The 22,603-nt window shown below is 69.3% G+C and carries 21 protein-coding genes; 7 read left to right on the top strand and 14 right to left on the bottom strand.

Going from position 1 to position 22,603, the window contains the following annotated elements:
- Nucleotides 1-155: 155 nt before the first annotated feature.
- From AVL48_RS00170 to AVL48_RS00160, 3 genes are read right to left on the bottom strand one after another with little or no spacing between them, the layout of a single operon-like run.
- Complete coding sequence (locus AVL48_RS00170; protein WP_061983065.1) at nt 156-2,333, bottom strand: xanthine dehydrogenase family protein molybdopterin-binding subunit; 2,178 nt, start codon at nt 2,331-2,333, stop codon at nt 156-158.
- Entirely contained in the window at nt 2,333-3,292 is a 960-nt protein-coding gene (locus tag AVL48_RS00165) for an FAD binding domain-containing protein (protein WP_061983066.1), read from the bottom strand. The genes AVL48_RS00170 and AVL48_RS00165 overlap by 1 nt, the downstream gene beginning before the upstream one ends.
- Nucleotides 3,279-3,731: a (2Fe-2S)-binding protein gene (locus AVL48_RS00160; RefSeq protein ID WP_061983067.1), complete on the bottom strand. Its 453-nt coding sequence runs from the start codon at nt 3,729-3,731 to the stop codon at nt 3,279-3,281. The genes AVL48_RS00165 and AVL48_RS00160 overlap by 14 nt, the downstream gene beginning before the upstream one ends.
- Nucleotides 3,732-3,951: 220 nt before the next feature.
- On the opposite strand from AVL48_RS00160, the gene AVL48_RS00155 reads away from it, so the two are divergent.
- Nucleotides 3,952-4,527: a TetR/AcrR family transcriptional regulator gene (locus AVL48_RS00155; RefSeq protein WP_061983068.1), complete on the top strand. Its 576-nt coding sequence runs from the start codon at nt 3,952-3,954 to the stop codon at nt 4,525-4,527.
- Here the strand turns inward: AVL48_RS00155 and arsB are convergent, their stop codons facing one another.
- Both arsB and AVL48_RS00145 read right to left on the bottom strand, forming a co-directional pair.
- Nucleotides 4,528-5,601 (bottom strand): ACR3 family arsenite efflux transporter, encoded by a 1,074-nt coding sequence (gene arsB, locus AVL48_RS00150; protein ID WP_061983069.1) that lies wholly within the window; start codon nt 5,599-5,601, stop codon nt 4,528-4,530. It lies immediately after the preceding gene.
- A 34-nt stretch (nt 5,602-5,635) separates the two neighbouring features.
- Nucleotides 5,636-6,040 (bottom strand): arsenate reductase ArsC, encoded by a 405-nt coding sequence (locus tag AVL48_RS00145; RefSeq protein ID WP_061983070.1) that lies wholly within the window; start codon nt 6,038-6,040, stop codon nt 5,636-5,638.
- A 157-nt stretch (nt 6,041-6,197) separates the two neighbouring features.
- On the opposite strand from AVL48_RS00145, the gene AVL48_RS00140 reads away from it, so the two are divergent.
- On the top strand, nt 6,198-6,608 hold the full coding sequence (locus AVL48_RS00140) for an ArsR/SmtB family transcription factor (RefSeq protein ID WP_063816539.1): 411 nt from the start codon (nt 6,198-6,200) through the stop codon (nt 6,606-6,608).
- Between the two features lie 16 nt (nt 6,609-6,624).
- On the opposite strand, the gene AVL48_RS00135 is transcribed toward AVL48_RS00140, so the two are convergent.
- Nucleotides 6,625-8,070: an MFS transporter gene (locus AVL48_RS00135; RefSeq protein WP_177242350.1), complete on the bottom strand. Its 1,446-nt coding sequence runs from the start codon at nt 8,068-8,070 to the stop codon at nt 6,625-6,627.
- 156 nt (nt 8,071-8,226) lie between these two features.
- Here AVL48_RS00135 and AVL48_RS00130 point away from each other — a divergent pair, with 156 nt between their 5' ends.
- Nucleotides 8,227-8,544: an ArsR/SmtB family transcription factor gene (locus AVL48_RS00130; protein WP_061983071.1), complete on the top strand. Its 318-nt coding sequence runs from the start codon at nt 8,227-8,229 to the stop codon at nt 8,542-8,544.
- 240 nt (nt 8,545-8,784) lie between these two features.
- Here AVL48_RS00130 and AVL48_RS00125 read toward each other — a convergent pair whose 3' ends face one another.
- On the bottom strand, nt 8,785-9,513 hold the full coding sequence (locus tag AVL48_RS00125) for a S1 family peptidase (protein ID WP_061983072.1): 729 nt from the start codon (nt 9,511-9,513) through the stop codon (nt 8,785-8,787).
- 281 nt (nt 9,514-9,794) lie between these two features.
- On the opposite strand from AVL48_RS00125, the gene AVL48_RS00120 reads away from it, so the two are divergent.
- Nucleotides 9,795-10,490 (top strand): nitroreductase family protein, encoded by a 696-nt coding sequence (locus AVL48_RS00120; RefSeq protein ID WP_061983073.1) that lies wholly within the window; start codon nt 9,795-9,797, stop codon nt 10,488-10,490.
- Between the two features lie 172 nt (nt 10,491-10,662).
- Nucleotides 10,663-12,060, top strand: a complete 1,398-nt coding sequence (locus AVL48_RS00115; RefSeq protein ID WP_061983111.1) for a Gfo/Idh/MocA family protein — start codon at nt 10,663-10,665, stop codon at nt 12,058-12,060.
- Nucleotides 12,061-12,164: 104 nt separating this feature from the next.
- Here AVL48_RS00115 and AVL48_RS00110 read toward each other — a convergent pair whose 3' ends face one another.
- On the bottom strand, nt 12,165-12,947 hold the full coding sequence (locus AVL48_RS00110) for an adenylate/guanylate cyclase domain-containing protein (RefSeq protein ID WP_061983112.1): 783 nt from the start codon (nt 12,945-12,947) through the stop codon (nt 12,165-12,167).
- 229 nt (nt 12,948-13,176) lie between these two features.
- On the opposite strand from AVL48_RS00110, the gene AVL48_RS00105 reads away from it, so the two are divergent.
- Together AVL48_RS00105 and AVL48_RS39900 are read left to right on the top strand one after the other, a co-directional pair.
- Nucleotides 13,177-13,773, top strand: a complete 597-nt coding sequence (locus tag AVL48_RS00105) for a DUF6801 domain-containing protein (protein ID WP_061983074.1) — start codon at nt 13,177-13,179, stop codon at nt 13,771-13,773.
- A 338-nt stretch (nt 13,774-14,111) separates the two neighbouring features.
- Complete coding sequence (locus AVL48_RS39900) at nt 14,112-14,402, top strand: hypothetical protein (RefSeq protein WP_244162442.1); 291 nt, start codon at nt 14,112-14,114, stop codon at nt 14,400-14,402.
- Here AVL48_RS39900 and AVL48_RS00095 read toward each other — a convergent pair.
- From AVL48_RS00095 to AVL48_RS00070, 6 genes are read right to left on the bottom strand one after another with little or no spacing between them, the layout of a single operon-like run.
- On the bottom strand, nt 14,395-15,708 hold the full coding sequence (locus tag AVL48_RS00095) for an MFS transporter (RefSeq protein ID WP_061983075.1): 1,314 nt from the start codon (nt 15,706-15,708) through the stop codon (nt 14,395-14,397). The two genes, AVL48_RS39900 and AVL48_RS00095, sit on opposite strands and share 8 nt — an antisense overlap.
- A gap of 20 nt (nt 15,709-15,728) precedes the next feature.
- Complete coding sequence (locus tag AVL48_RS00090; protein WP_061983076.1) at nt 15,729-16,592, bottom strand: DUF3592 domain-containing protein; 864 nt, start codon at nt 16,590-16,592, stop codon at nt 15,729-15,731.
- A gap of 10 nt (nt 16,593-16,602) precedes the next feature.
- On the bottom strand, nt 16,603-17,130 hold the full coding sequence (locus AVL48_RS00085; RefSeq protein ID WP_061983077.1) for a hypothetical protein: 528 nt from the start codon (nt 17,128-17,130) through the stop codon (nt 16,603-16,605).
- Nucleotides 17,131-17,188: 58 nt separating this feature from the next.
- The gene (locus AVL48_RS00080) at nt 17,189-20,221 is read right to left on the bottom strand and encodes a hypothetical protein (RefSeq protein WP_061983078.1); all 3,033 of its coding nucleotides are present in this window, start codon (nt 20,219-20,221) and stop codon (nt 17,189-17,191) included.
- Between the two features lies 1 nt (nt 20,222).
- Entirely contained in the window at nt 20,223-21,278 is a 1,056-nt protein-coding gene (locus AVL48_RS00075; protein ID WP_061983079.1) for a hypothetical protein, read from the bottom strand.
- Nucleotides 21,275-22,588, bottom strand: coding sequence for a hypothetical protein (locus AVL48_RS00070; protein WP_061983080.1), 1,314 nt, complete (start codon nt 22,586-22,588; stop codon nt 21,275-21,277). The genes AVL48_RS00075 and AVL48_RS00070 overlap by 4 nt, the downstream gene beginning before the upstream one ends.
- Between the last annotated feature and the right edge of the window lie 15 nt (nt 22,589-22,603).

The following is a 22,603-nucleotide window of genomic DNA, read 5'->3' as shown; positions in this document are numbered from 1 at the left end:
GGGGCAGACGTGTCCGGCGTGAGACTGCCGGGAAGGGGTGGGCTGGGTTGGTCGTGAGTGACGATTAGGGTTAGAACCCGAATCGCCACTCACGACCCCACCACGAACGTCCGTTGTGGACAGTCAGGCAAGAACCACCACCCCCGCCGCAGTCCCTACGCCTGGTCGAGCAGATCCTCGACCAGGATGGGGATGTGCCGGACCCGGATGCCCGTGGCGTTGTGGACGGCGTTGGCGACCGCCGCCGCCATCCCGACGATGCCGATCTCGCCGAGTCCTTTCGCGCCGACCGGGTTGTGCAGGGTGTCCGGGTACTCGACGAAGTGGACGTCGACCTCGGGGATGTCCGCGTTGACCGGGATCAGGTAGCTCGCGAAGTCACCGTTGGCGAAGCGCCCGTCTGCCTCGATCTCCAGCCCCTCGTGCAGGGCGGCCGACACCCCCCAGATCATGCCCCCGATGAGCTGGCTCCGCGCCGCCGTCGGGTTGATGATCCGCCCGGCGTCGAATACACCGAGCATGCGGGACACCCGGGTCTCGCGTGTCCACTTGTGCACGCGGACTTCGCAGAACTGGGCACCGAAGGAGCTGAACGAATGCTTCGTCAGCTCTTCGCCGGGAGCCGACGAGCCGGTCACGGAGATCGACGGACGGTTCATCGTCCGCAACAGTTCGCCGAAGCTCATCGTCCGGTCTCCGGCCAGCAACCGTCCGTGCGCATAGGACACCTCCATGCCGTCGAACGGCGCGCCCGGGGCCGAAGCCAGCGCCAGCAGGTCGTCGATCACCTTGGCCGCTGCGATCATGATGGCCGACCCCGCGCTCGCGGTGGCGGTCGAACCTCCGGACAGGCCGCCGGGCGGAAGCGTCGAATCGCCGAGCCTCGGCACGATCCGGTCCGGGGAGATGTCCAGCGATTCCGCGCCCACCAAGCAAAGCACGGTCAGCAGGCCGGTTCCCGGGTCCGCACCGCTGGTCGCGACGACGGCCGTGTCGTCGGGCCGCAGGGTGATCCCGATCGTGGCCGGGAAGCGCAGGGCGGGGAACATGGCGGTGGCCGTGCCGAGGCCCACGAGCCAGTCGCCGTCGGTCCGCCCCTGAGGAGAGCGGTCCGCCCAGCCGAACCGGGCCGCGCCGACGCGGAAGCATTCGTCGAGATGCTTGCTCGACCACTGCAGATCCTTGCCGGGCGGTGCGGTCGAGTTGTTCCGCTGACGCAACTCGATCGGGTCCATGCCGAGTGCGATCGCGAGTTCGTCGATCGCGCTCTCCAGTGCGAACGACCCGGGTGCCTCGCCCGGCGCCCGCATGAAGGTGGTCGGCGGGATGTTCAGCGGCACCATCTTCTGGCTGAGCGCCAGGTTCCGGGTGGAGTACCACTCCCGCGAGGTGCCGTGTGACGTCGGTTCGACGAACGACCGGTCCATCGCGGTGCTGGCCCACGAGTCGTGGCGCAGCGCGTTGAGCGTGCCGTCGTGCTCCGCGCCGAGGGTGATCTTCTGTACCGTCGCGGCACGGCCCGCTGTCGCGGTGAAGACCTGTTCCCGGCTGAGCACGGCCTTGACCGGCCGGTCGAGGACTCTGGCCGCCGCCGCGGCCAGGAAGGCCGGCGCGGAGGTGCGGGCCTTTCCCCCGAACGCACCGCCCACGTACGGATTGACCGCGTGCACCACGGATGGCTCGACGTCCAGCGCGCCTGCCAGCTCCGCCGCCTGGACATCGGAGCCCTGATTGCCGCTGTGGACCGTCAAGCCGTCGGGCCCCCATACCGCGACCGCGGAATGCGGTTCCAGCGCGGCGTGATGCTGGGTCGCGGTGGAATAGGTGGCTTCCACGACCACCGGGCTCGCGGCCAGCGCGTCCTCGATGGACTCCACGCCGGGGGCGAGGATTTCGAGGGTCGGCGGCTCGCCGTTCCGTGCGGCAGGGGCGTCTTCGGCCGAGGCCAGCCCGTCCTGAAGCGACGTCAGCGCGGGCCGAGACCGGTAGGAGACCTCGACGAGCATCGCCGCGTCGCGCGCCTGTTCGTAGGTCTCGGCCACCACGAAGCCGATCGGCTGGCCTCGGTAGACGACTTCCTTGTCCTGCAGCGGAACCCAGGTCTCGCCGAAGAACGGTGTGACCGGAGCGCGCAGCTCCAGCGGCTCGAAAGGCGTGTAGACGCCGATCACGCCCGGGGCACCCTTCGCCTGCGTGACGTCCATCGCCTCGATCTCTCCGTGGGCGATCGAACTGGTCACGACGAATCCGTGAAGCAGTCCCGGAAAGCCGTGGTCCGCACCGTACTTGGCCTGACCGGTCACCTTCAGCGGCCCGTCCACCCGGCCGGCCATCAGCGGCTCCCCTCGGTCAGCTCGACCAGTGCGCGGACGATGGTCCTCCGCAGCAACGACATCTTGAATCCGTTCCCGGACAACGGGCGCGCGCCCTCGGCGGCCGGCGCCGCGGCCTCCTCGAAGGCGGCGACCGTCACGGGTGCGCCGCGCAAGGCCGCCTCGACCTCGGGCAGCCGCCACGGCACGGTCGCCACGCCACCGGCCGCGACCCTGGCGTCGACGATGTGCGAGTCCCGCACGTCCAGCGCGACCGCGGCGGAGCACAGCGCGAACTCGTACGATTGCCTGTCCCGCACCTTGACGTAGGTGGAGTTCGACGCCCACTCCAGCGGGGGAACCCTGACTTCGGCGATCAGTTCACCGGGACGCAGCTCGTTCTCCACCTCAGGGGTGTCCCCGGGCAGGCGGTAGAACGAGCCCAGCTCGACGGTGCGCGTCCCGGTGGCGCTCACCAGCCGAAGCTCCGCGTCGAGGGCGACCAGGGCGACGGCCACGTCGCTGGCATGGGTCGCCACGCACGACTCGCTGGTACCCAGTACGGCGTGCATCCGGTTGGCGCCCGAGATCGCCGGGCAGCCGCTGTCGGACTCCCGGCGGTTGCACGGCATGGTGACGTCCCGGAAATAAGAGCAGCGGGTGCGCTGCATCAGGTTCCCGCCGATGCTGGCCATGTTCCGGATCTGCTGGGAGGCGCTGAGCAGCAGCGCCCGCGAGATCGCCGGGTACACGCCGGGGTGCCCGGCGATGTCGCTCATCCGCTCCAGCGCGCCGATCCGCAGTCCGTCGGCGGTGTCGATGCCGCGCAACGGCACCTCGTTGATGTCCAGGACCTGACTCGGCGCCAGGACGTTGAGTTTCATCAGGTCGACGAGGGTGGTCCCGCCTGCCAGGAAGGTGCCCGGCGAGGCGACCGCGGCTTCGACGGTCGTGGGGGCGGTCAGCTCAAAGGGACGCATCGGCCCGCCTCGCCTGTTCGACCGCCGCGATGATGTTCGGATAGGCCGCGCATCGGCAGAGGTTGCCGGACATGAATTCCCGGACGTCCTGGACGTCCTGTTCGACGGCGGCGACCGCCGACATGATCTGCCCGGAGGTGCAGAACCCGCACTGCAGGGCGTCCTGATCGACGAACGCCTGCTGGACCGGATGCAGTTCGTCCCCTGTGGACAGTGCTTCGACCGTGGTCACCGGCTGTTTCACGGTGGCGGCCAAGGTAAGACAGGAGAGCACCGGCCGTCCGGCGACGTGCACCGTGCAGGCGCCGCACTGCCCCCGGTCGCAGCCCTTCTTCGGGCCGGTGACCGCGAGCCGCTCCCGCAGCGCGTCCAGCAGCGTCACACCCGGATCGACATTCAGGTGTTCCGTGTGGCCGTTGACTTCGAGTGAAATGTCCACTGAATCCCTTCCGCGGATCGTCACGGCCGGGTGGCCTGACGGCGTAGGTTGTGGTGGCGGGTAGTCCGTTCACGGAGCGAACCGGATATTAATCCGCTTCGTTTTTCACGCTAGCGGATCACAATCCCCTGCGCAACGCCCGTATTTCCTGGAGTTGCTCCAGGTCCGCGGACTCCTCGGCTACATTCACCGAGAACGGAATCGGCGGACGGGAGGGGTCATGACCACGGGTTCGGTCAGCCCGCGGCGTGCGGACACCCGGCGCAACCACGAACGCATCCTCACCGCGGCGGCGAAATCGCTGACCCGCTCGGGCGAGGTCTCGTTCAACGCCATCGCGAAACAGGCCGAGGTCGGCGTCGGCACGGTGTACCGGCACTTCCCGACTCCGGAAGCCCTCATCTTGGCCGTCTACCGCCGCGAGGTCAGCCAACTTGTGGACGTCGTGCCGAGCCTGCTCGAGAAGTACACCCCGGAGCAGGCGTTCCGAACGTGGACGATCGACCACCTCGCGCATTACATGATGACCAAACGCGGCCTGGCCGACGCGTTGCGGACCGCGACGGCCTATCGCGGCGAATTGCCCGCGAACGCCTACCAGGCGATGATCGACGCGGTGTCCACGTTGCTGAAGGCCAATGTCGACGCCGGCACCGTCCGCGCGAACCTGGAACCGCAGACGGTCCTTCGCGGCCTGGGCGGGCTGCTGTACCTCGATCCGGACGGCGATTGGCAACGCGACGTCGCGGACCTTCTCGACCTGATGTGGCGAGGGATGGGCACCGACCGGTCCTGACTACCGCCGAGGGGCGGTCCAGCGTTTCCGCAGCCAGAGACTGACGTAGACCAGCGCCACCAGCACCGGCACCTCGATCAGCGGGCCGACGACCCCGGCGAGCGCCTGCCCGGAAGTCACCCCGAAGACACCGATCGCGACGGCGATCGCGAGTTCGAAGTTGTTGCCCGCGGCGGTGAACGCCAGCGTCGTGGTGCGCTCGTACGACAGCCCGAAAGCCTTGCCCAGCAGATAGCCGCCGATCCACATGATCGCGAAGTACACCAAGAGCGGCAAAGCGATCCGGGCGACGTCGAGCGGCCGCGAGGTGATGTTGTCGCCTTGCAGCGCGAACAGGATGACGATCGTGAACAGCAGACCGTACAGCGCGACCGGGCCGATCTTCGGCAGGAACTTCCCCTCGTACCAGTCACGCCCCTTGCTCCGCTCCCCCACGCGGCGGGACAGATATCCGGCGGCGAGCGGGATGCCGAGGAAGACGAGCACGCTCAGCGCGATCTCCCACGGCGAGAAGTCGAGTGTCGTGGTGTCCAAGTCCAGCCAGCCGGGAAGCAGATCGAGATAGAACCAGCCGAGTACGCCGAACATGATCACCTGGAAAACCGAATTCAGCGCGACCAGCACCGCCGCGGCCTCACGGTCACCGCAGGCGAGGTCGTTCCAGATGATCACCATCGCGATGCAGCGGGCGAGACCGACGATGATCAGCCCGGTCCGGTATTCGGGCAGATCCGGCAACAGCAGCCAGGCGAGGGCGAACATCAGCGCCGGACCCAGGATCCAGTTGAGCACCAGGGAAAGCACCATCGTGCGCTTGTCCTTGGTGACGGTGTCGAGCTTGTCGTAGCGGACCTTCGCCAGCACCGGGTACATCATCAGCAGCAACCCGAGCGCGATCGGCAGCGACACCTGCCCGATCTTGACCGCGTCCAGCACCTCCCGCAGACCGGGCACGACGCTGCCCAGCAGTAGCCCGGCCACCATCGCGGTGACGATCCAGACCGGCAGGAAGCGGTCCAGAAAGGACAGTTTGCGCAGGACGTCGGCGTCGGCCGGGGCCGCGGTTCGGGGCACAGTGCTGATCTCCTGGGGCGGGTGGCGGGAAGGGTCAGGCGTCGAGGATTTCGGCGACCAGGCCGCGGACGCGCCGGTCGATCTCGTCCCGGATCGGGCGCACGGCCGCCACGCCCTGGCCCGCCGGGTCCTCCAGCGGCCAATCGAGGTACCGCTTGCCGGGGAACACCGGGCAGGTGTCGCCGCAACCCATGGTGATCACCACGTCAGAGACCTCGACGTCCTCGGCGGACAGCTTGGTCGGCACCTCGTCGGTGATGTCCAATCCCCACTCCGCGAGTGCGGCCGCCGCAGCCGGATTCACCTGCTCCGCGGGCTCCGAACCGGCGGACCGGACGGCGATACGGCCGAGCGAGTAGTGCCGCAACAACGCGGCGGCCAGCTGCGAACGGCCCGCGTTGTGCACGCAGACGAACAGCACTTCGGGCGTGCGGGTCATGCCCGTTTCTCCTTGCTCGCAGGGGACGGAAACGAGCCAGCGACGGGGCCTGGTGACGCTGAATCGAAGTATTCCGATGCAAGTGAAGATTACTGGATCGAGTTTTGTCAATCCAATGGGTAGGGTGGTCGGCGTCATCACCAGCGGAGGAGGGCCCATGGCGAGCGCGGACAGCCGCACCCGGAAACCGATCGCGGTGACCCTCCTGATGGCCGAACCCGCCGCCGTCGTCGATCCCGGCGACGCCGAGGCGGCGGCGAAGCTGTTCAAAGCGCTCTCGGATCCGGTGCGGATCCGGCTGTTGTCGCTGGTGCGGTACTCCCCCGGCGGCGAGGCGTGTTTCTGCGACCTGGCCGAAGAATTCGACATGCCTCAGCCCTCGCTCAGCCATCACCTTCGGGTGCTGGTCTCGGCCGGCGTCCTCGAACGGGAACGACGCGGCACCTGGAGCTGGTACCGCGTCGTCCCCGAACCACTCGAAACCCTGGAGTCCCTCCTGCGCCCGGGTGGCCCGCTCGCCGATCGGCCGGCCCGCCTCTCCGTCGCGGAACGCGACGCGAGGTGCTGAGCACACCTCACGACGTTCAGCGGTCGAGCTGCCCCGAAACGGCCGCGGACGGCTCCGAAGCGCTGGGGTGGACGAGAGTGATCAGCAATCCCAGCAGCATTCCCGCGGCCGCGAGCAGGACGGCGACGAAACCACCGTCGGCCGAGGCGACCCGAGCCTCGTCATCGGACAGGCCGCCGGTTCCGGCGTTGGCGACGGCGACCAAGACGGCCAAACCGATCGCGTAGCCCAGGTTCAGCGTCGTGGTGGCCAGACCGTTCGCGACACCTTGTTCCTCCGGTGCCACACCGGAGGACGCGGCGATGAACATGGCGGTCCACACGAGCCCTTGGCCCACACCGGACACGACCAAGCCGGGCACCGCGACCAGGTAGGAGCTGCCGGCATCGAACCCGACGGCCAGCGTCGCGGTGCCGACGACGCCCACGCCGAAGCCGATCCACAACGTCGACCGGACCCCCAGCCGGGTCGCGATCCGTCCGCCGAGCTGGGTGCCGCTCGCGATGGCCAGCGACGGGACCAGGAACGCCAAGCCGGTTTGCCACGCGGAGAACCCTTGGACCCCCTGGAACAAGATCGTCAGAAAGTACGGCAGCGCACCGAAGGTCCCCATGTAGATGAAGGTGACCGAGATACCCACGACGAGACTGCGGTTCTCGAACAGCCGCGGTGGCATCAAGGGGTCCGAACTGCGTGCCTCGATGACGGCGAAGGCGACCAGCAGGATGATCGCCGAAACGGCCGCGACGACGATGCCGAGGGAGCCCCACCCGTCCTCGGGTCCCTGCACCAGGACGTACACCAGCAAAGTCGCGCCGACGGTCACCGTCAGCGCGCCGGGGAAGTCGAACTTGCGGGAATCGGCCTGACGCTCGTCGCGCGGGACGAAGTACAAGGCGGCGAGGGCGACGAGTCCGGCGAGTGGGACGTTGACGTAGAAGACGGCGGGCCAGCCGAAGCCTTCGGTGAGCAGCCCACCGAGCAGCGCCCCCACCGTGAGCCCGCTCGCCCCGGCACCACCCCAGACGGCGAGTGCCTTGTTCCGTCGAGGACCTTCCTCGAAGAGGGTGTTGATCAGGGACAAGGTGGATGGCAACAGCAAAGCGCCCCCGATCCCCTGAACGGCCCTGGCGACGATGATCATCGCGGGACTCGTGGCCAGCCCGCCGGCGAGGGACGACAGTGCATAGAGGGTCAACGCGATCACGAAGACCCGGCGGCGTCCGAACAGGTCCGCCGCCCGGCCGCCGAACAGCAGGAAACCGCCCGCGAAGACCGCGTAGGCCCCGACGACCCACTGCAAAGTCTGTCCGGAGAAGCCCAGTTCCGCGCCGATCTCGGGAAGCGCGACGAACACGATGTTCAGGTCGAGCGAAAAGATCAGCTGCGCCAGCGCGAGCAGCGCCAGGGTCCAGCCGAGCGGACGGCGGCCCGGCGCCGTGGACGTAGAAGGTGACGACATGGCACACGACTCCCGGTTCCCAAGAAGATGACTGTACGAAATTTAACGTACTATCGAACAGACGGGAACCGGGGCGGCGGCATCTGTTCGAGAGATTTCGTACAGTGACCGTACGACAGTGCACGTCCAGTCGCACTATCGGCTAGACTTCCGCCCATGATCGCCCAGCACCCGGAACGCGACCAGATCCGACTGGAGAACGTCCTGGCCGCACTGGGCAACCCCATCCGGCTCAACATCATCCGGATCCTCGCCCAGCGCGGCGAGCAGGCCTGCGGAACGGTCGGCGCCGACCTCGACGCGTCGATGTCGAAATCCACTCTGACCCACCACTGGCGGGTGCTCAGGGACTCCGGCGTGATCTGGCAACGCCCCGCGGGCCGCGAGAACCTGCTCTCGCTTCGCACCGAAGACCTCGACGAGCGCTATCCCGGCCTGCTGACTTCGATCCTCCGCAGCGAACAGGAATCCTAGAAGATCCGCATCACCTCATCGACCGTCACTGGGACAATGGCACGAAGGGCGGTACGGCTTCGGACTCTTCGCGCAGTCCGGGTCTGTCCACAAGGGACAACCGTGGCAATCAAGCGTCCGGTATTCAGCGGCGTCACCAGTCACCGGTGGCGCGTGGTACATGATGGCCCCCTTCCTTGCGCCTAGCGCAAGGAAGGGGGCCATCATGTACTTCGAGGGCTTGTGAACAGAAAGTGTGACTCAGACGCCGGCCACCTGCTGGATCCACGGCCGGTACCGGGTGATGTTGGTGTAGGCGGTGGTGGTCTGCCGGTCACTCGTCGAAGCGACGCCGACCTGACGACCGGAGGCGAACATCGGGCCGCCGGAGTCCCCACCGGCGGTGATGCCGTCCCCGCGGCTGGCGCACACCGCGACACCGCCGTTGTAGTCACGGCAAGCGACCGAGGTGACCCGGACGTTGGCGACCTTCAGGTACTGGGACTGGCAGTTGATCTCCGAACCGCACTGGCTGGTCGCGCCCCAGCCGTAGACCTGCACGGTCTGCCCGGTCGCGACGTCGCTGGTGGTGCCCAGCGGCGAATAGGTGGCGTTCACCGGCGCGGTCAGCCGCACGATCGCGAGGTCCGCGCTGGCGTGCCGGGTGACCGTGGAGCCGGTGGCCATGGTGCCGCCACTGGTCTGGTCCAGGCTGCCGATCCGGAAGGTGAACGTGCCACCGCTCGCCACACAGTGTTTGGCGGTCAGGATGTACTGCGGCGCGATGATCGTGGAGGTACAGGTCTGGCGGCCGTTGGCGAAGAGCCTGGCTGCCCACGGCCCGCTCTGGGCGTACTGCCCGCCGATGATCATCGGCTGGACGCCGGAGGGGTCCGTGGCCGGTTCCGCGGCGGACGCCACGGGGGCGGTCGCGCCGAGCAGCGCCATGAAGGCGGTGCCGGCGATCAGGGCGAAGGAGCGCAGTCGCATGGTTCCGACTCGTTTCTGCGGCCCGGGTTCGGCCGCGCACTGGGGACGGGTGTGCTGATTCTGGGACGCCGCAAGAGAAATCGGACACCGACGAAAGTCGTGCAGGAGGTACCTATCTCTTTCGCCGCGGTGACCGTTAAGGGTTCCCTCTAGGTAGTGGGACCGGATGGCGGTTGCTCCACCCGACGTCCGTCCACTGGGGACAGATGGCGGCATAACCCCAGGGACATAACCTGACCTCGGGGCTTCCCGAAAGCCACGGCCGCCACCACAATCGGATCATGACCGCAGCACACTGGACCCCGACCTACGGCGACCCCTTCGAGCCGGTGCCCTACCGGCCCGCCCGCCCGTCCGCGGCGGAATCGCTGGCCACCGCCGCCGATCTGCGCCGTCGCATGGACACCCGGCGCACCGTGCGGATGTTCGCCACCGACCCGGTACCCGAGCAGGTGCTGGTGGACGCCATCGCGGTGGCGGCGACCGCGCCCAGCGGCGCGCACCAGCAGCCGTGGACGTTCGTGCTCATCAAAGACGCGGAAACCAAACAGCGCATCCGCGAGGCCGCCGAAGAGGAGGAGCGGATCTCCTACGAGGGCAGACTCGGCGAAGAGTGGCTGTCCGCACTGCGCCCGCTGGGCACCGACGCGGTCAAGACCCACCTCACCGACGCGCCGTATCTCATCGTGGTCTTCCAGCAGCGCTACTTCCTCGACGAGGACGGCACCAAGCACAAGCATTACTACGTCGACGAATCGGTGGGCATCGCGGTCGGCATGCTCATCACGGCGCTGCACCTGTCCGGACTGGCCGCGTTGACGCATACGCCGTCGCCGATGCGCTTCCTGAGCGAACTGCTCGAACGGCCGCAGAACGAGAAGGCGTTCGCCGTCATCCCGGTCGGCTATCCGGCGGACGACTGCGTGGTCCCGAACCTCGTGCGCAAGTCCATCGATCAGGTGCTGATCCGGCGCTGACACCTCGCGCGGCCCGGGTGTACGAACACCCGGGTTGCGCGAAACATCCGGTTTCACCCAGCCAAACTGCGCATTAGTGCAGTTTACTGCGCACTTTGACGCATCTCTTGACATATCTGGCGGCGATTGGACAAAGTCGGGGCATCGAAGGCGACACGAAGGAGTGTTCTTCATGGCCGACCTGCCCTCTGTCTCCCGCCGGACCTTGTTCGGTGGCGCCCTCGCCGCCGGGGCGCTCGCCGCGATCCCGACGAGCGCCGCCGCCGCGGAAGAGGCCGCCGAAGCGGAAAGCGCGCCTCGCCGTCCGGGCCAGCGCAGTATGATCGGGGTGCCGTTCGAGCGGCACCAGACCGTCCGAATAGGACTCATCGGGCTCGGAAACCGTGGTATGTCCATGATCGGCGGGTGGAGCGCCGTGCCGGGCGCGGTGGTCACCGCGGTCTGCGACATCCGCACCGAGCGCGCGAAGGCCGCCGCGGACAAGCTCGCCGCCGACGGACGGCCACGCCCGGCCGAATACGGCGGATCGGCCGACGCCTACAGGAAAATGCTCTCCCGCGCCGACATCGACCTGGTCTACATCGCCACCCCGTGGGAGTTCCACTACCCGCAAGGCAAAGCCGCGCTGCTGGCAGGCAAGCACGTCGGCGTCGAACTGCCCATCGCCACCGAGCTGGACCAGCTGTGGGACCTCGTCAATACCAGCGAACAGACCCGCAAACACCTGTTCCTCGCTGAGAACTGCAGCTACGGCCGCAACGAACTGGCCATCCTCAAGATGGCGCACGCGGGCGTCTTCGGCGAGGTCACCAACGGGCACGGCGGTTACCTGCACGACCTGCGCGAACTGCTGTTCTCCGACACGTATTACACCGACGCGTGGCGCCGTAGATGGCACACCCGCAGCATCGCGAGTTTCTACCCGATGCACGGTCTCGCCCCGATCGCCGCCTGCATGGACGTCAACCGCGGCGACCGCTTCGCCACGCTGCGCGCCACGGCGACCGAGCCGAGGGGCCTCGCCGACTACCGCAAGCGGCACATGCCGCCGGGCCACCCGTCGTGGAAAGAGACCTACATCAACGGTGACCTGGTGACCTGCCTGATCGAGACCGCGCAGGGCCGGATCATCCGCGCCGAACACGACGTCAGCTCGCCGCGCCCGTACAGCCGCATCAACAGCCTCGCGGGCAGCCGAGGCATCGTCGAGGACTACCCCGCCCGCATCTACGTGGAGCCCGACCACAGCGGTCACGCGTGGAAGGACTTCGGCCCGTACCGCGACCGCCACGACCACTGGCTGTGGAAGAAGCTCAAGGACGACCCGAACCTCGGCGGCCACGGCGGCATGGACTACGTGCTGCAGTGGCGGATCGTGCAGCAGATGCGCGCCGGGCTGGTGCCGGACATCGACGTCTACGACTCCGCGGCCTGGTGCTCCCCCGTGCCGTTGAGCGTGGTCTCGCTGTCGAACGGCGGGAAACCGGTCGCGGTGCCGGACTTCACCCGCGGCGGCTGGACGAGGCCTCGCGCGGGGCTGGACTCGCAGCCTTCGGAAATGCCCGCCTAGGCGAAACCCCTGTGGACGTCGAGGGTCGGTCGGCCTTCGTCGACCAGTCCAGGCCCGCGTCGTGAAGGCCTCCTTCCCTACCTTGAGCGTAGGGAAGGAGGCCTTCACGAGTAGCGCGGGACGACGCGGTAGACGCGCAGATCCTTCGGCGTGCCCTTGGCGCGGAAATTCCGGCGTGGCCGCACGGTGACCGTGTCCGCGTCGAGTTCCTCGACGACGCTTCCACTGGCCAGTACCTCGTCGCCGTCCGCGGCCGCCATGATCCGGGCGGCGATGTTCACGTCGACGCCGAGGTAGTCGTCGCCGACCCGCTGCGGGTTTCCTCGATGCAGGCCCGCACGCAGGTGCGGCAGGTAACCCTCGGCCTTGATCACGCTCACGGCGGAGCACGTTTCGTAGGCGGCTTTCACCGCTTCGCCCGGGTCGGCGAACACGGCCATCACGCCGTCGCCGAGCCCTTTGACGATGCTGCCGCGATGCCCGGTGACGATCGATTCGGTGACGTCGGAGACCGCGCGGAGCAGTTCGAGAACGCGGTCGTCGCCGGCGTGCAGTGCCCAGGTCGAGAAGCCGACGAGGTCGGTGAACAGCACCGTGACCCCGTTCGCCGCCCTCGGCTGCGTTCCGGTCCGCCTGAGGGCCTTCCACGCCTGCACGGCGGCCAGCCCCAGCTCACGGGTCGCGCTGGGCCGGTCGGCGCCCGCCTCGGCGAGCAGCCGCGCGAGCCGGTCGGACGAGCGGCTCGTCGACGGCGCGAGCGGGTCGTCACCGGGGACGAGCCTCCGCAGGAACCGCGCACCGCGCACCAGCTCGCCTCGCTGGTCCGTCGCGCGCAGGAAGCGGCGGGTCCGGAGGTGCCACGGCTCGGGTCGGTCGGTCACGATCAAGACGATAGCCCGCCCGCCACCGGAACCGGCCACCTGTCACCGGGGTGACAAGAATCCCGCCCGCGTTTCCCCTTTATGCCTTCGCATGACAATTCACGACAATATTGTTCCGTGTACACGTGACAAGATCGGCGCGTAAAGAAAACGCGAGAGATCTTTTCCTTTCCTCGTTGGTGACTTTCCACCTACATTCGGCTTCGAGCCCATTCAACGACGAAAGGACCTGAAAATGACGGAAACCCTCGTACGGAAGGGCGTTCGCCGGTTCTGCGCGGCCGGCATCGCCGCCGCGGTGGCGGGAACCGTGCTGCTTTCCGCCGCCGGGACCGCGGCCGCCGTCGAAAAGAACCTCACGTACAAGGGCGGCTTCCCCATCATCGGCGACCAGAAGGTCGCGGTGGTCGTGAAGGCCGAAATCCCGGCGGCCGCGAAGGCCGGGGAACCGATTTCGGTGCCGTTCACCCTGGACGTCGATTCCGGGCAGGCCGCGGGCGACGGGCTCCGGCTGGTCGGCGCGAAGAAGCTCTCCGGCACGATCAGCTCGAAGGTCAACATCACGCTCGGCGAGCAGAAGGTGGCCATCCCCATCGAGCTGCCGATCCCGGACACCGAGGTGCCCGCCGAGGGTTCGCTGAAGTTCACCGCGACGGGCAAGGTCGACTTCACCATCCCGGCGGGTACCCCGGCCGGTGACGCGACCAGCAGCGTGGACGCCGCGGCGACCTCGCACATCAAGACCGACAGCTCGCTCGGTGAATTCGACGTCGACCTCACCCTCGACCCGCCCGACCAGGACGCCGTCCTCGGCAAGACGACCGTCAGCTGACCACCCGTCTTCCCCCGGCTCGGCGAGCCGGGGGAAGACGCGTTTTGACCTCCAGCGCACTGGAGGTCGCAAGCTGTCGATCATGTGGATTTGCGACAGGTGCGGTATCGAACATCCAGCCACCGCGGAGCCGCCCCGGTGCGTACTCGACCGCGGCGAGGTCGGCATCGAAGAAGCCGGAGACCTCGGCCCGCACACCGGGCGCTGGTGGACCCACGAGGAACTGATCTCCGCGCCGCACAAGACCTTGGCTCCCCGCGCCCGACCCGGCCTTCGCGTTCTGGGACGAGCACAGCGAACCGTCGCCGGGCCTGGAACTCATCCGGCTCGGCGGGCATATGCGCGGCAGCGCCGTGGCGCGCACGCCGGACGGCAGCATCCTGGCCGGGGACACGATCAGTGGCGGGCTCGCGCCGAACCGGGTGTCGTTCCAGCGTAACTTCCCCAAGCACATCCCGATGTCCGCCGCCGTGGTACGCCGCATCGTCGACCGGCTCGACGACTTCACCTACGACCGGTTCTACACCCTCGGCGGTGACACCGTCGATCAGGACGCCCGTGCCGTCGTGCGCCGCAGCGCCGAAACCCATATCCGGTGGGTGAACGACGACTTCGACCACCTCACTTGATCGCGCGTTTGTCCTTGTGGCGGAAGGACAGCGCGATGAAGCCCGCCATCGCCATGAAGAACGCGACGGCCCACATCCCGGCGCGGAAGCTGCCGGTCAGCCCCTGCAGCCAGCCGGTGAGGTAGGGACCGACGAAGCCCGACAGGTTGCCGAAGGAGTTGATCAAGCCGATCCCCGCGGCGGCGCCGACTCCGGTGAGGAAGGCGTTGGGCAGCTGCCAGAACACCGGGATGGCGGTGAACACCCCGACCGCGCAGATGGTCACCGCGATCATCACCCACAGCGGGGAGCCGAGGTACAGCGCGACGGCGATCGCGATCGCGCCGACGAAAGCGGGGATGGCGACGTGCCCGGCCCGTTCGCCGGTGCGGTCCGAATGCCGTGCCCACAACACCATGGCCACGGCGGCCACCGCGTACGGGATCGCCGTGATGAGCCCGATCTCGACGATGCTGTAGTCGGTCTGGAACTGTTGCTGGAAGCCCTTGATCACCTGCGGGAGGAAGAACGCGAGCACGTAGAGGCCGAAGATGATCCCGAAGTAGACGGCGCTCAGCGCGAGCACGCGCGGATCGGTCAGTGCCGATCGCGTGCTGACCTCCTTGCCGACCTCACGGGTGTCTTCCGCGTCGATGGCCGACTGCAACGCCGTGCGCTCCCCCGGGGTCAGCCACTTCGCGTCCTTCGGTTTGCTCGGCAGCAGGAAGAACACCGCCACGCCGAGCAGGATCGAAGGCACGCCTTCGGCGAAGAACATGAACCGCCAGCCGGCGTCGAAGCCCAAGGCGCCGTCGCCGTGTTTGATGAGCAGGGAGGAGACCGGACTGCCGATGACCGACGAGAGCGGTACCGCGAGGAAGAACAGCGCGACGATCTTCGCTCGCTGCTTACGCGGGAACCAGTAGGTCAGGTACAGGATGATGCCGGGGAAGAAACCGGCTTCGGCGATACCGAGCAGCACCCGAACGATGTAGAAGCCGATCTCGCCCTGGATGAACGCGGTCGCCGAGGCGACGATCCCCCAGGTGACCATGATCCGCGCGATCCAGATCCGGGCACCGACCTTGTGCAGGATCACGTTGCTGGGTACTTCGAAGAAGAAGTACCCCACGAAGAACAGGCCCGCGCCGAGCCCGTAGGCCGCCGAGCTGATGCCGAGGTCGGCGTTCATGGTGAGCGCCGCGAACCCGACGTTGACCCGGTCGAGATAGTTGAGCAGGTAGAGCAGCCCGAGTAACGGGACCAGCCGGATCATCGCCTTGCGCACCGCTGGCGCGGTGGACACCTCTGCCGTCTGTTCGTCCATCGCGCGAGTGTAGGGGGCGGTCAGAACAGCGGGGGAAGAAAGGCACCGAAATTTCCGCCCGCTGCCCGATCAGCCGGATCCGGGTCCACCTGGACCGTGTCGGGGTCGCGTGGGTCATAAGTGACCTTCACCGTCGAACCCCGGGACGGGGCCTGCAGCGGCGGAGAGATCATCGTCGTGGTCACCGTCCGCTCCCCGGCGTCCGTGGGGAACCGGACCTGCACGGTGAAGCGGGGGTTCCCCATCACCCAGACGTTCGTGAACTCGACGCCGACGACGTGGCCGATCACCTGGCGGCCGGTCTGCGCCAGTGCCTGCGCACGGTCGTCCGCCTCCGCCTTGGTGACGAACGCCCGCCCCAGCACCATGACCATCACCAGCGCCGTCACCCCGGCCACCCCCGGCAGGAGATACGGCTCGTAGTAGACGACCCAGTCGACGTCGGTCCAGGGTTCGGCCGCGCCACGGCCGACCGGCAGCCGCTGCCCCACCGCCTCCGGCGGGGTCCACGAAGGAATCGCGACGCCACTGCCCAGCGCCACCCCGAGAGACGCCGCGAGTGAGCTCGCGCGGAAGCCGACCCCCATTCCCCGCAACGACATCCCGCCGCCCCACAGCATCGCGAAGCCGAGCGACGAGGCGACCGTGATCGAGATGCTGAACAACAGGACGAGCGAAACCGCCGGTCCCTTGTCGGCACCCCACGCGTCGACGCGGTTGAGCGACATCAGCCGGAAGCCGTCCAGCAGCCCGAGTGCGCCGGACCAGCCCACGACCGCCCACGCGAGCGTCGTCGGCACGCCGAGCAGCCACAGGCGCAGGCCGGGACGGCCGGCCTGCCGGGGATCGCCCGGCAGGCCGAACTCGAAGGACCCGAACACCATTTCCGCCCCCTTACGCGATCGGGCCGAAGACAGCGACCTTCGCGGGGTCGGCGGGGTCCACCCTGGCCTCGTGCCGGGTGCCGGGCGCGTACTGCTGGACCGTCGCCAGCGGCGCGATCAGCGGGGTCACCGTCTCGTAGGTGGTGCCGTCGGCGCGGGTGACCTCGAGGGTCGCGGTGTACTGCGCCTGCCCGGCGATCTTCCGGCCGGTCGGCTCCAGTGCGCGGATCACCAGGGTGGCGGGCTCGCAGGTGTCGTAGAGCCGCCGCAGTTCGGTGCCGTAGGCCTGCAGTTCCCGCTGCTGGCGCAGCTGCTCCTCCATCGGCAGGGCCAGGAACGCCGCCATGTCCGGGTCGGCGTCGAGGTTCCGGAACGCCTGCGCGGCCAGCTGCGGCGTCGGCAGCTGCGGGGTGATGTCGTGGCCCTGCGCGGCGGCCGCCTGCCGGAACTGCTCGGCGTGCCGCTGGAAGTCCTGCGCACCCCGCGCCATGCCCTGCTGCGTCGCGTCGTTGATCTTGTCGCGGATCTTCTTGAACATCGGGTGCCGCCTTTCGCCGTGTCGTTCTCGCTGGACACAGCTTCGGCGGGGCGGTGCGCTACCGAACCCAGGTTTTCCCGTCGTCGGTGGCGTCGAGGCAGGTCAGGGCCGCCCAGAAGACCGGTGAGCCCGCCGGTTCCGGCTTTTCGCGCCAGCGGGCGAGCTTCGCGCGCTGCCAGGCGTTGAGCTCGGTGACCGGATCCTCACCGGCGAGGGCGGTGTCGACGGCGATGACCAGCTCGGACATCGGGTCCGCGCCAGGGACCGCGGCCGACGTCGGCAGCGCCCAGACCGTCGCCGCGACCAGGCCCGCTCCGGCCGCGACAGCGGCGAGCAGCACACCGAACGGCTCCGCCAGTCCGAAGTCGCTCGCGCTGGCGCAGCCGATCAGCGCCACCCGTGCGGGCATAGTGTCCACTTCGGACAGTGCGAGGTCGGCGGCGGTGAACGGCCGGTGCGTTCCGATCGGCGCCGCCGTACCGGGCAGACCGGCCGTACAGGACAGGTGCAGCGCGGTCTGCGCGCCGTACTCGTCGCGGACGCGGCTGACGTGTCCCACGAACACCAGCCGCGAACAGGGCCGGGACAGGAGGCCGGCGAGCAGACGGCGGTCGGTGTCGGTGCGGCGGACCAGCTCGACCCCGCGTGCGACGGCGGGAAGGACCGGGCCTTCGGCCAGCCGCGCGTCCAGATGCCGGATCAGCGGCGACGCCGCGTCCTGCCTGCCGAGCACGGACCCCAGCTCGCCGAAGGCACTCTGGCCGGGGACGCGGGGATCGAGCAGGTAGACGGGCGGGCCGTCGGCGGCGGGTGGACGGCGGGGGATCCCGGCCGGGGCGAGCAGTGAGACGTCGGCGACGTCGAGAACGCGCTCGTCACTGTCGAAACAGGAGCCGATCTCGCCGATGTCCAGCACGTGATCGGCCCGCCGATCGGGCAGGGCGAGCAGTCCCCACGGAACTCCGGCGAGGCTCGGCGACGGCTGGATCCGCAGCAGCGGGCGGTTTCCTCCGGCGGCGGCCAGCCGGAGCCGTTCGACCAAGTCGGCGGGCAGGAGGTTGAGGGCGAGGACCCTGGCCAGGCGTTGCTCGCCGACGTGGCTGCCGAGGGCTTCTTCGCCCAGCGACCGCCGGACGGCGTCGGTGACGCTCTCGCCGTCGTGCGGGGTCGGCGAGGCGGCGTCCAAGTACTCGCGAGCGGTGCCGACCAGGGCGGCGTCGATCGGATGCGTGTGGACGGTGTCGAGGTCCTCGGTGGTCCGCCAGGTGAGAAAGGTGTGGCCGGCGTCGGCGAACCGCAGGAGGAACGTCTCGCGGCCGGGCCGCGCGGCGGGCCAGGTCTCGACGGTTTCCGTGCCAGGCCGTGGCAGGCGATACCGCTCGGCGGCGAGGCGGAGCCACGGGTCCAGCTCCATGGGCGAGGACGGCGACCAGCGCAGGGCGGGCGGCGGAGCGAGCCGGAGTGGCAGCGACGACGTGACGGAACCCAGGGCCGCCAAGGGAAGCCTTTCGTCCTCAGTGGACGGCGAGACCTCGAGGGCCGGCAGCGCTCCGGTCAGGCCGAGCGACGGCCCCTCGACCCCGGTGTACGCCCCGACCGCGCAGGTGCGCTCGATCAGCTCGGCTGCCAGCCTCGGCTCCTTCAACTGGGCCAGCAACGCCAGTGTCAACGCCATCGTCGGAGCCGCGATGTCGCGCGCCCAGGCCGTACGCGCCGGTGGCGAGACGAACTCGAACCGGTACTCCGCCGCCGCGAGGGTCAGCGGGAGCGCCAGATCCAGCACCGCCCGCAGGTCCTCCCCACGGGCGAGCCCGATCGTGGCCGCCACGAAATCCGTGTGCAGGTGGTCGGACCAGTCCCCCGACGTGCGCGCCGATTCCCTGGCGCGGTTCGCGTGCTCCTCCGCCGCGACCCAGTCGCCTTCCGCCGCGGCGCACCGGGCCAGCGCCGTGTCCACGAGGCGCAGGCCCGGAACGTCACCGTTGGCCGTCCGGATCGTCTTCGCGTGCTCGAACTGGGCCCTGGCCTGCCCGACGTCACCCGCGTAGAGCAGCAATGTGCCCAGCGCGTGGCTCGCCTCCGCGACATCGCCGGTCAGGCCCGCCGCCGCGAGTTCGTCGCGGGCGGCGACGATCGCGGCGACCGCGCCGGGGAAGTCACCGGCCAGGGCACGCGCCTCCGCCAGCCCGATGTCGGCCTTCGCGGCCACGGGGGCGCCCGCGTGCCGGGCGCTCAGCCTCAGCAGGTCGGCCCGCGCGTCCGCGTCCTCACCACCCGCGTGGAGGATCCGGGCACGTTCGGCCCTGGCCATGGCCTGCTGCAGGACGGCCCGCTCGCGGACCTCGTCCTTTTCCGCGAGGACGTCCAACGCCGCCAGGATCTCCTCGAGCGCGGCCCGCGCCTCCGCCAGCTCCCCCGCGGCGATCTGGACGCGCACGTCGAAGATCCGCAGTTCCAGCTCGTCGGCGCCGTGGACGTCGAGCAACTCGGGCGGATACTGTTCCGGTCCCGCTTCCTTGCGGAACGCCGCCCGGCGGCGCTGCCCGGCGATCAGCTCACGCGCCTTGGCGACGTCACCTTCCTCCGTGGCCAGTGAGATGAGCACGCGTTCGGCGACCTCCCGGGAACCCTCGATCATCCGCGCCTCGGTGTACTGTCCGAAGTGGACGATGGCGGCGGCGCTCACCTTGAAGACTTGGAGCACCGCCTCGGCGCATTGCCGCGCGTTGCGCAGGTCGCCCGCGGAGTAGCAGACGTGGGCCAGATCGCTGACGGCGGCGAGTTCGAGGTCGGTCCGGTCGAGTTTCTGCGCGATCTCCCGCATCCGCGCGTACTTGCGGTGCGCGCCGGCGACGTTCCGCGCCGCGGCGAGTCGTTTGGCCTGGTCTTGGACCTTGGCGGCTTCCCTGAGCAGTTTGCGGTATTCGCCCTCGGACAGCGAGCACGCGGGCACTTCGCCGTACGGGGCCGGATCGATGCCGAAATGCCTTGCGACACAACGGCAGTTGTAGCCGTGCGAGGTCGCCGGACTCAGTTCGGGCGGGAGCGGACGGTCCGGCGGGGTCTGAGGCGGCGGCATGCCGACGAGCACGTCAGAACTCCTCTTCGGTGGAAGCGGCCGCCGCCCGTTCGGCGAGTGTCCGGTCTTCCGGCGGGCGGGCCCGCACGAGCGCGACCACCTCCGCCCGGTCTTCCGCCGTGGTCCCGGTGACCCCCTCGCCCGCCACGCCGACGACGAGCGTTATCCGTCCACTCTGGACGCTCGCCGCGAGCTGGGTCGAGGCTTCGTCGAGGTCAGCGGCCCCGGTGAATCGTCCGGCGCCGAGCGACAGGGGGACCTCCGCGAACGGCTCACCGTCATGCAGCGCTGTCGCGGTGAGAGCCGCGTCGGCGAACGCGCCCGCGACGTCGACTTCGAGCCGGGCGGTCGCCGCTGCCATGACGATCCGCCAGGTCACCGTGTCCTCGGCGGCGTCCAGGATCCCCGGCGGTACCCGCGCCCAGTCGACACTCGCCCGCCCCGAAGCCAGTACGCCTTCACCGGACGCGACGGGATCGGTTCCGGCGGCCAGCGCGTACGCGCGTTGGCCCGGAGCCGCGGCATCCAGGCGTGCCACCATTTCGGCCGCGGCTTCGGCGCGCACGACGTCGTCCTGGTCGTCGAACCAGGACGCGAGGCGGCCGCACAGGCCACGGACCTCGTCGGCGACCGGGGGCGCGGCGGCCATCAAGGCGTCGTCCGCGATCGCCGTGTCGAACAGCTCCGCCGGAGAGGCTTCGAAACCGTCGAGGAGGCCTTCGGCCAAGTCCTCGACCGCGGCCGTCGCGACCGCCGTTTCGAGGTCCAGCAACGCCGGGTCGAGTGACGGAACACCGAGCGACGGGCCGGCGGGCCACCAGCGGCGGATCCACAGCAGCAAGGCGAGTCTGGCCAGTTCCGGCCGGGCGGGCACCTCGGCATGTCCCTTGCCGAGCGCGTCCAGACCGGCCTCCGTACCGACGAGCCGGGTGAGCCACGGTTCGGCGGCCCCCGCGTCGCTCAGTTCGATCCGCATCGAGGAAGCCCTGCCGGAAAGGAGATCGGCGAGGGCGAAGCGGATGAGAGCACCGTCCGCCGCGACAACGGGAGTGTGCACCGGATGCGTCACGACACGGCCTCCAGATCCGGGAGGCGGGCCACGAGCGCGCGCCGCACTTTCGTCCGCAGGTCCATCGAGGTCGACCGCACCACGCCGGTGACGAGGTCACGGACGTCGGCGGCGTCGGCGGGCAGGTCACCGCGGACGTCGAAACCGTGCAGCCGCACCCAAAGCCTGCTGAGGAACTGCTTGGCGAACTCGCGCAGATCACGGAGCAGTTCGGCGTCGGGCCGCGGGGTGAGCGGCGTGGCTCCGGCCAGTGCGCGCCGGGCGTGCAGCACGTAGCCCTCCCGGGCCACCTGGGCGTTGAGCTGCCGCGCGAACTCCGGGACACCGGCGGGCGCGGCACCGTCGAGCGGCCGGAGCGCGGGCGCGAGCACGACACCGACCGCGAAACAGGCGGCAAGCGCGGGCAGGCCGAGCCCGAATCCGGCGGCGACCCGCGTGAGCTCGTCGTCGACAAGATCGGCGACGGGAGCCCGCTCGTCCGCCGGAAGACGGCGCAAGGTGGCCCGCACCCGCCGTTCGACACTGCGTTCGAGCAGTTCGGCGCCGGTTTCGTCCCGCCGGTTCAACGGCGGGACCTCGGTGCGCTCCCCGCGCTGCAGACCGAGATCCGGCACAGGCAGGCCGGAGATCTCTTCGACGGCCTCAGCCAGGGCGCGTACCCCGTCCGGACCGCGAAGGGCCAGCCCGAGAGCGTGCCCGGCGGCCGAAGCGGCGAGAGCCCGCCACGCGGAGTCGGTAAGACCATCGACGAACGCTTGGAGCGCCGGAATGTCTTGCGGCGCCTCGGACACGGTGTGCCAGCGGCGACGAAGCTCCTCGGTCAGATCCGCCGACACCCGGGGATCCGCGAGGTAGCGGGTGAGCTGATCGACACCGGCCGCGCCGCCCTCTCCGTGCAGATCACGCAACGCCGCCGCGGCGGTCGCGGGCGCCTCCGGCCCCGGCGCGCCGAACCCGGTCGCCAGTTCGTAAGCCAACGGGAAGCACACGTCCTGGACGTTGCCCGCCGTGATGCGCAACGCGCGGCGCTGGCGCTTCAGATGCGTGAACCACGCGGCGGTGGCGCGCAACCTGTCCGCGTCGGCCAGCAGCAGTTCCGTCAGCTCGGCGGCCGCCACCGAATCCAGCACCGGACGGCCGAGCCGGGGACGCGCCGCCGTGCGGATCACGAGCGGGTCGATGATCTTCTTGATCGTCCTGGTCAGCGGGCCGCCGTCGGCGGACGACAGGACCTCGACCCCGGGGAGCTTCTCCCACGCCCGCGCGAGGACGGCCGATCGCAGCCGGGAGTCATCCGAACCCGTCGTCATCACCCGCCCCCTTGA

The sequence above is a fragment of the Amycolatopsis regifaucium genome (genome assembly GCF_001613935.1).
In the GTDB taxonomy this organism is placed as follows: domain Bacteria; phylum Actinomycetota; class Actinomycetes; order Mycobacteriales; family Pseudonocardiaceae; genus Amycolatopsis; species Amycolatopsis regifaucium.
The sequence above is the reverse complement of the archived record's forward strand: the minus strand, read 5'-3'. Positions and strand labels throughout refer to the sequence as shown.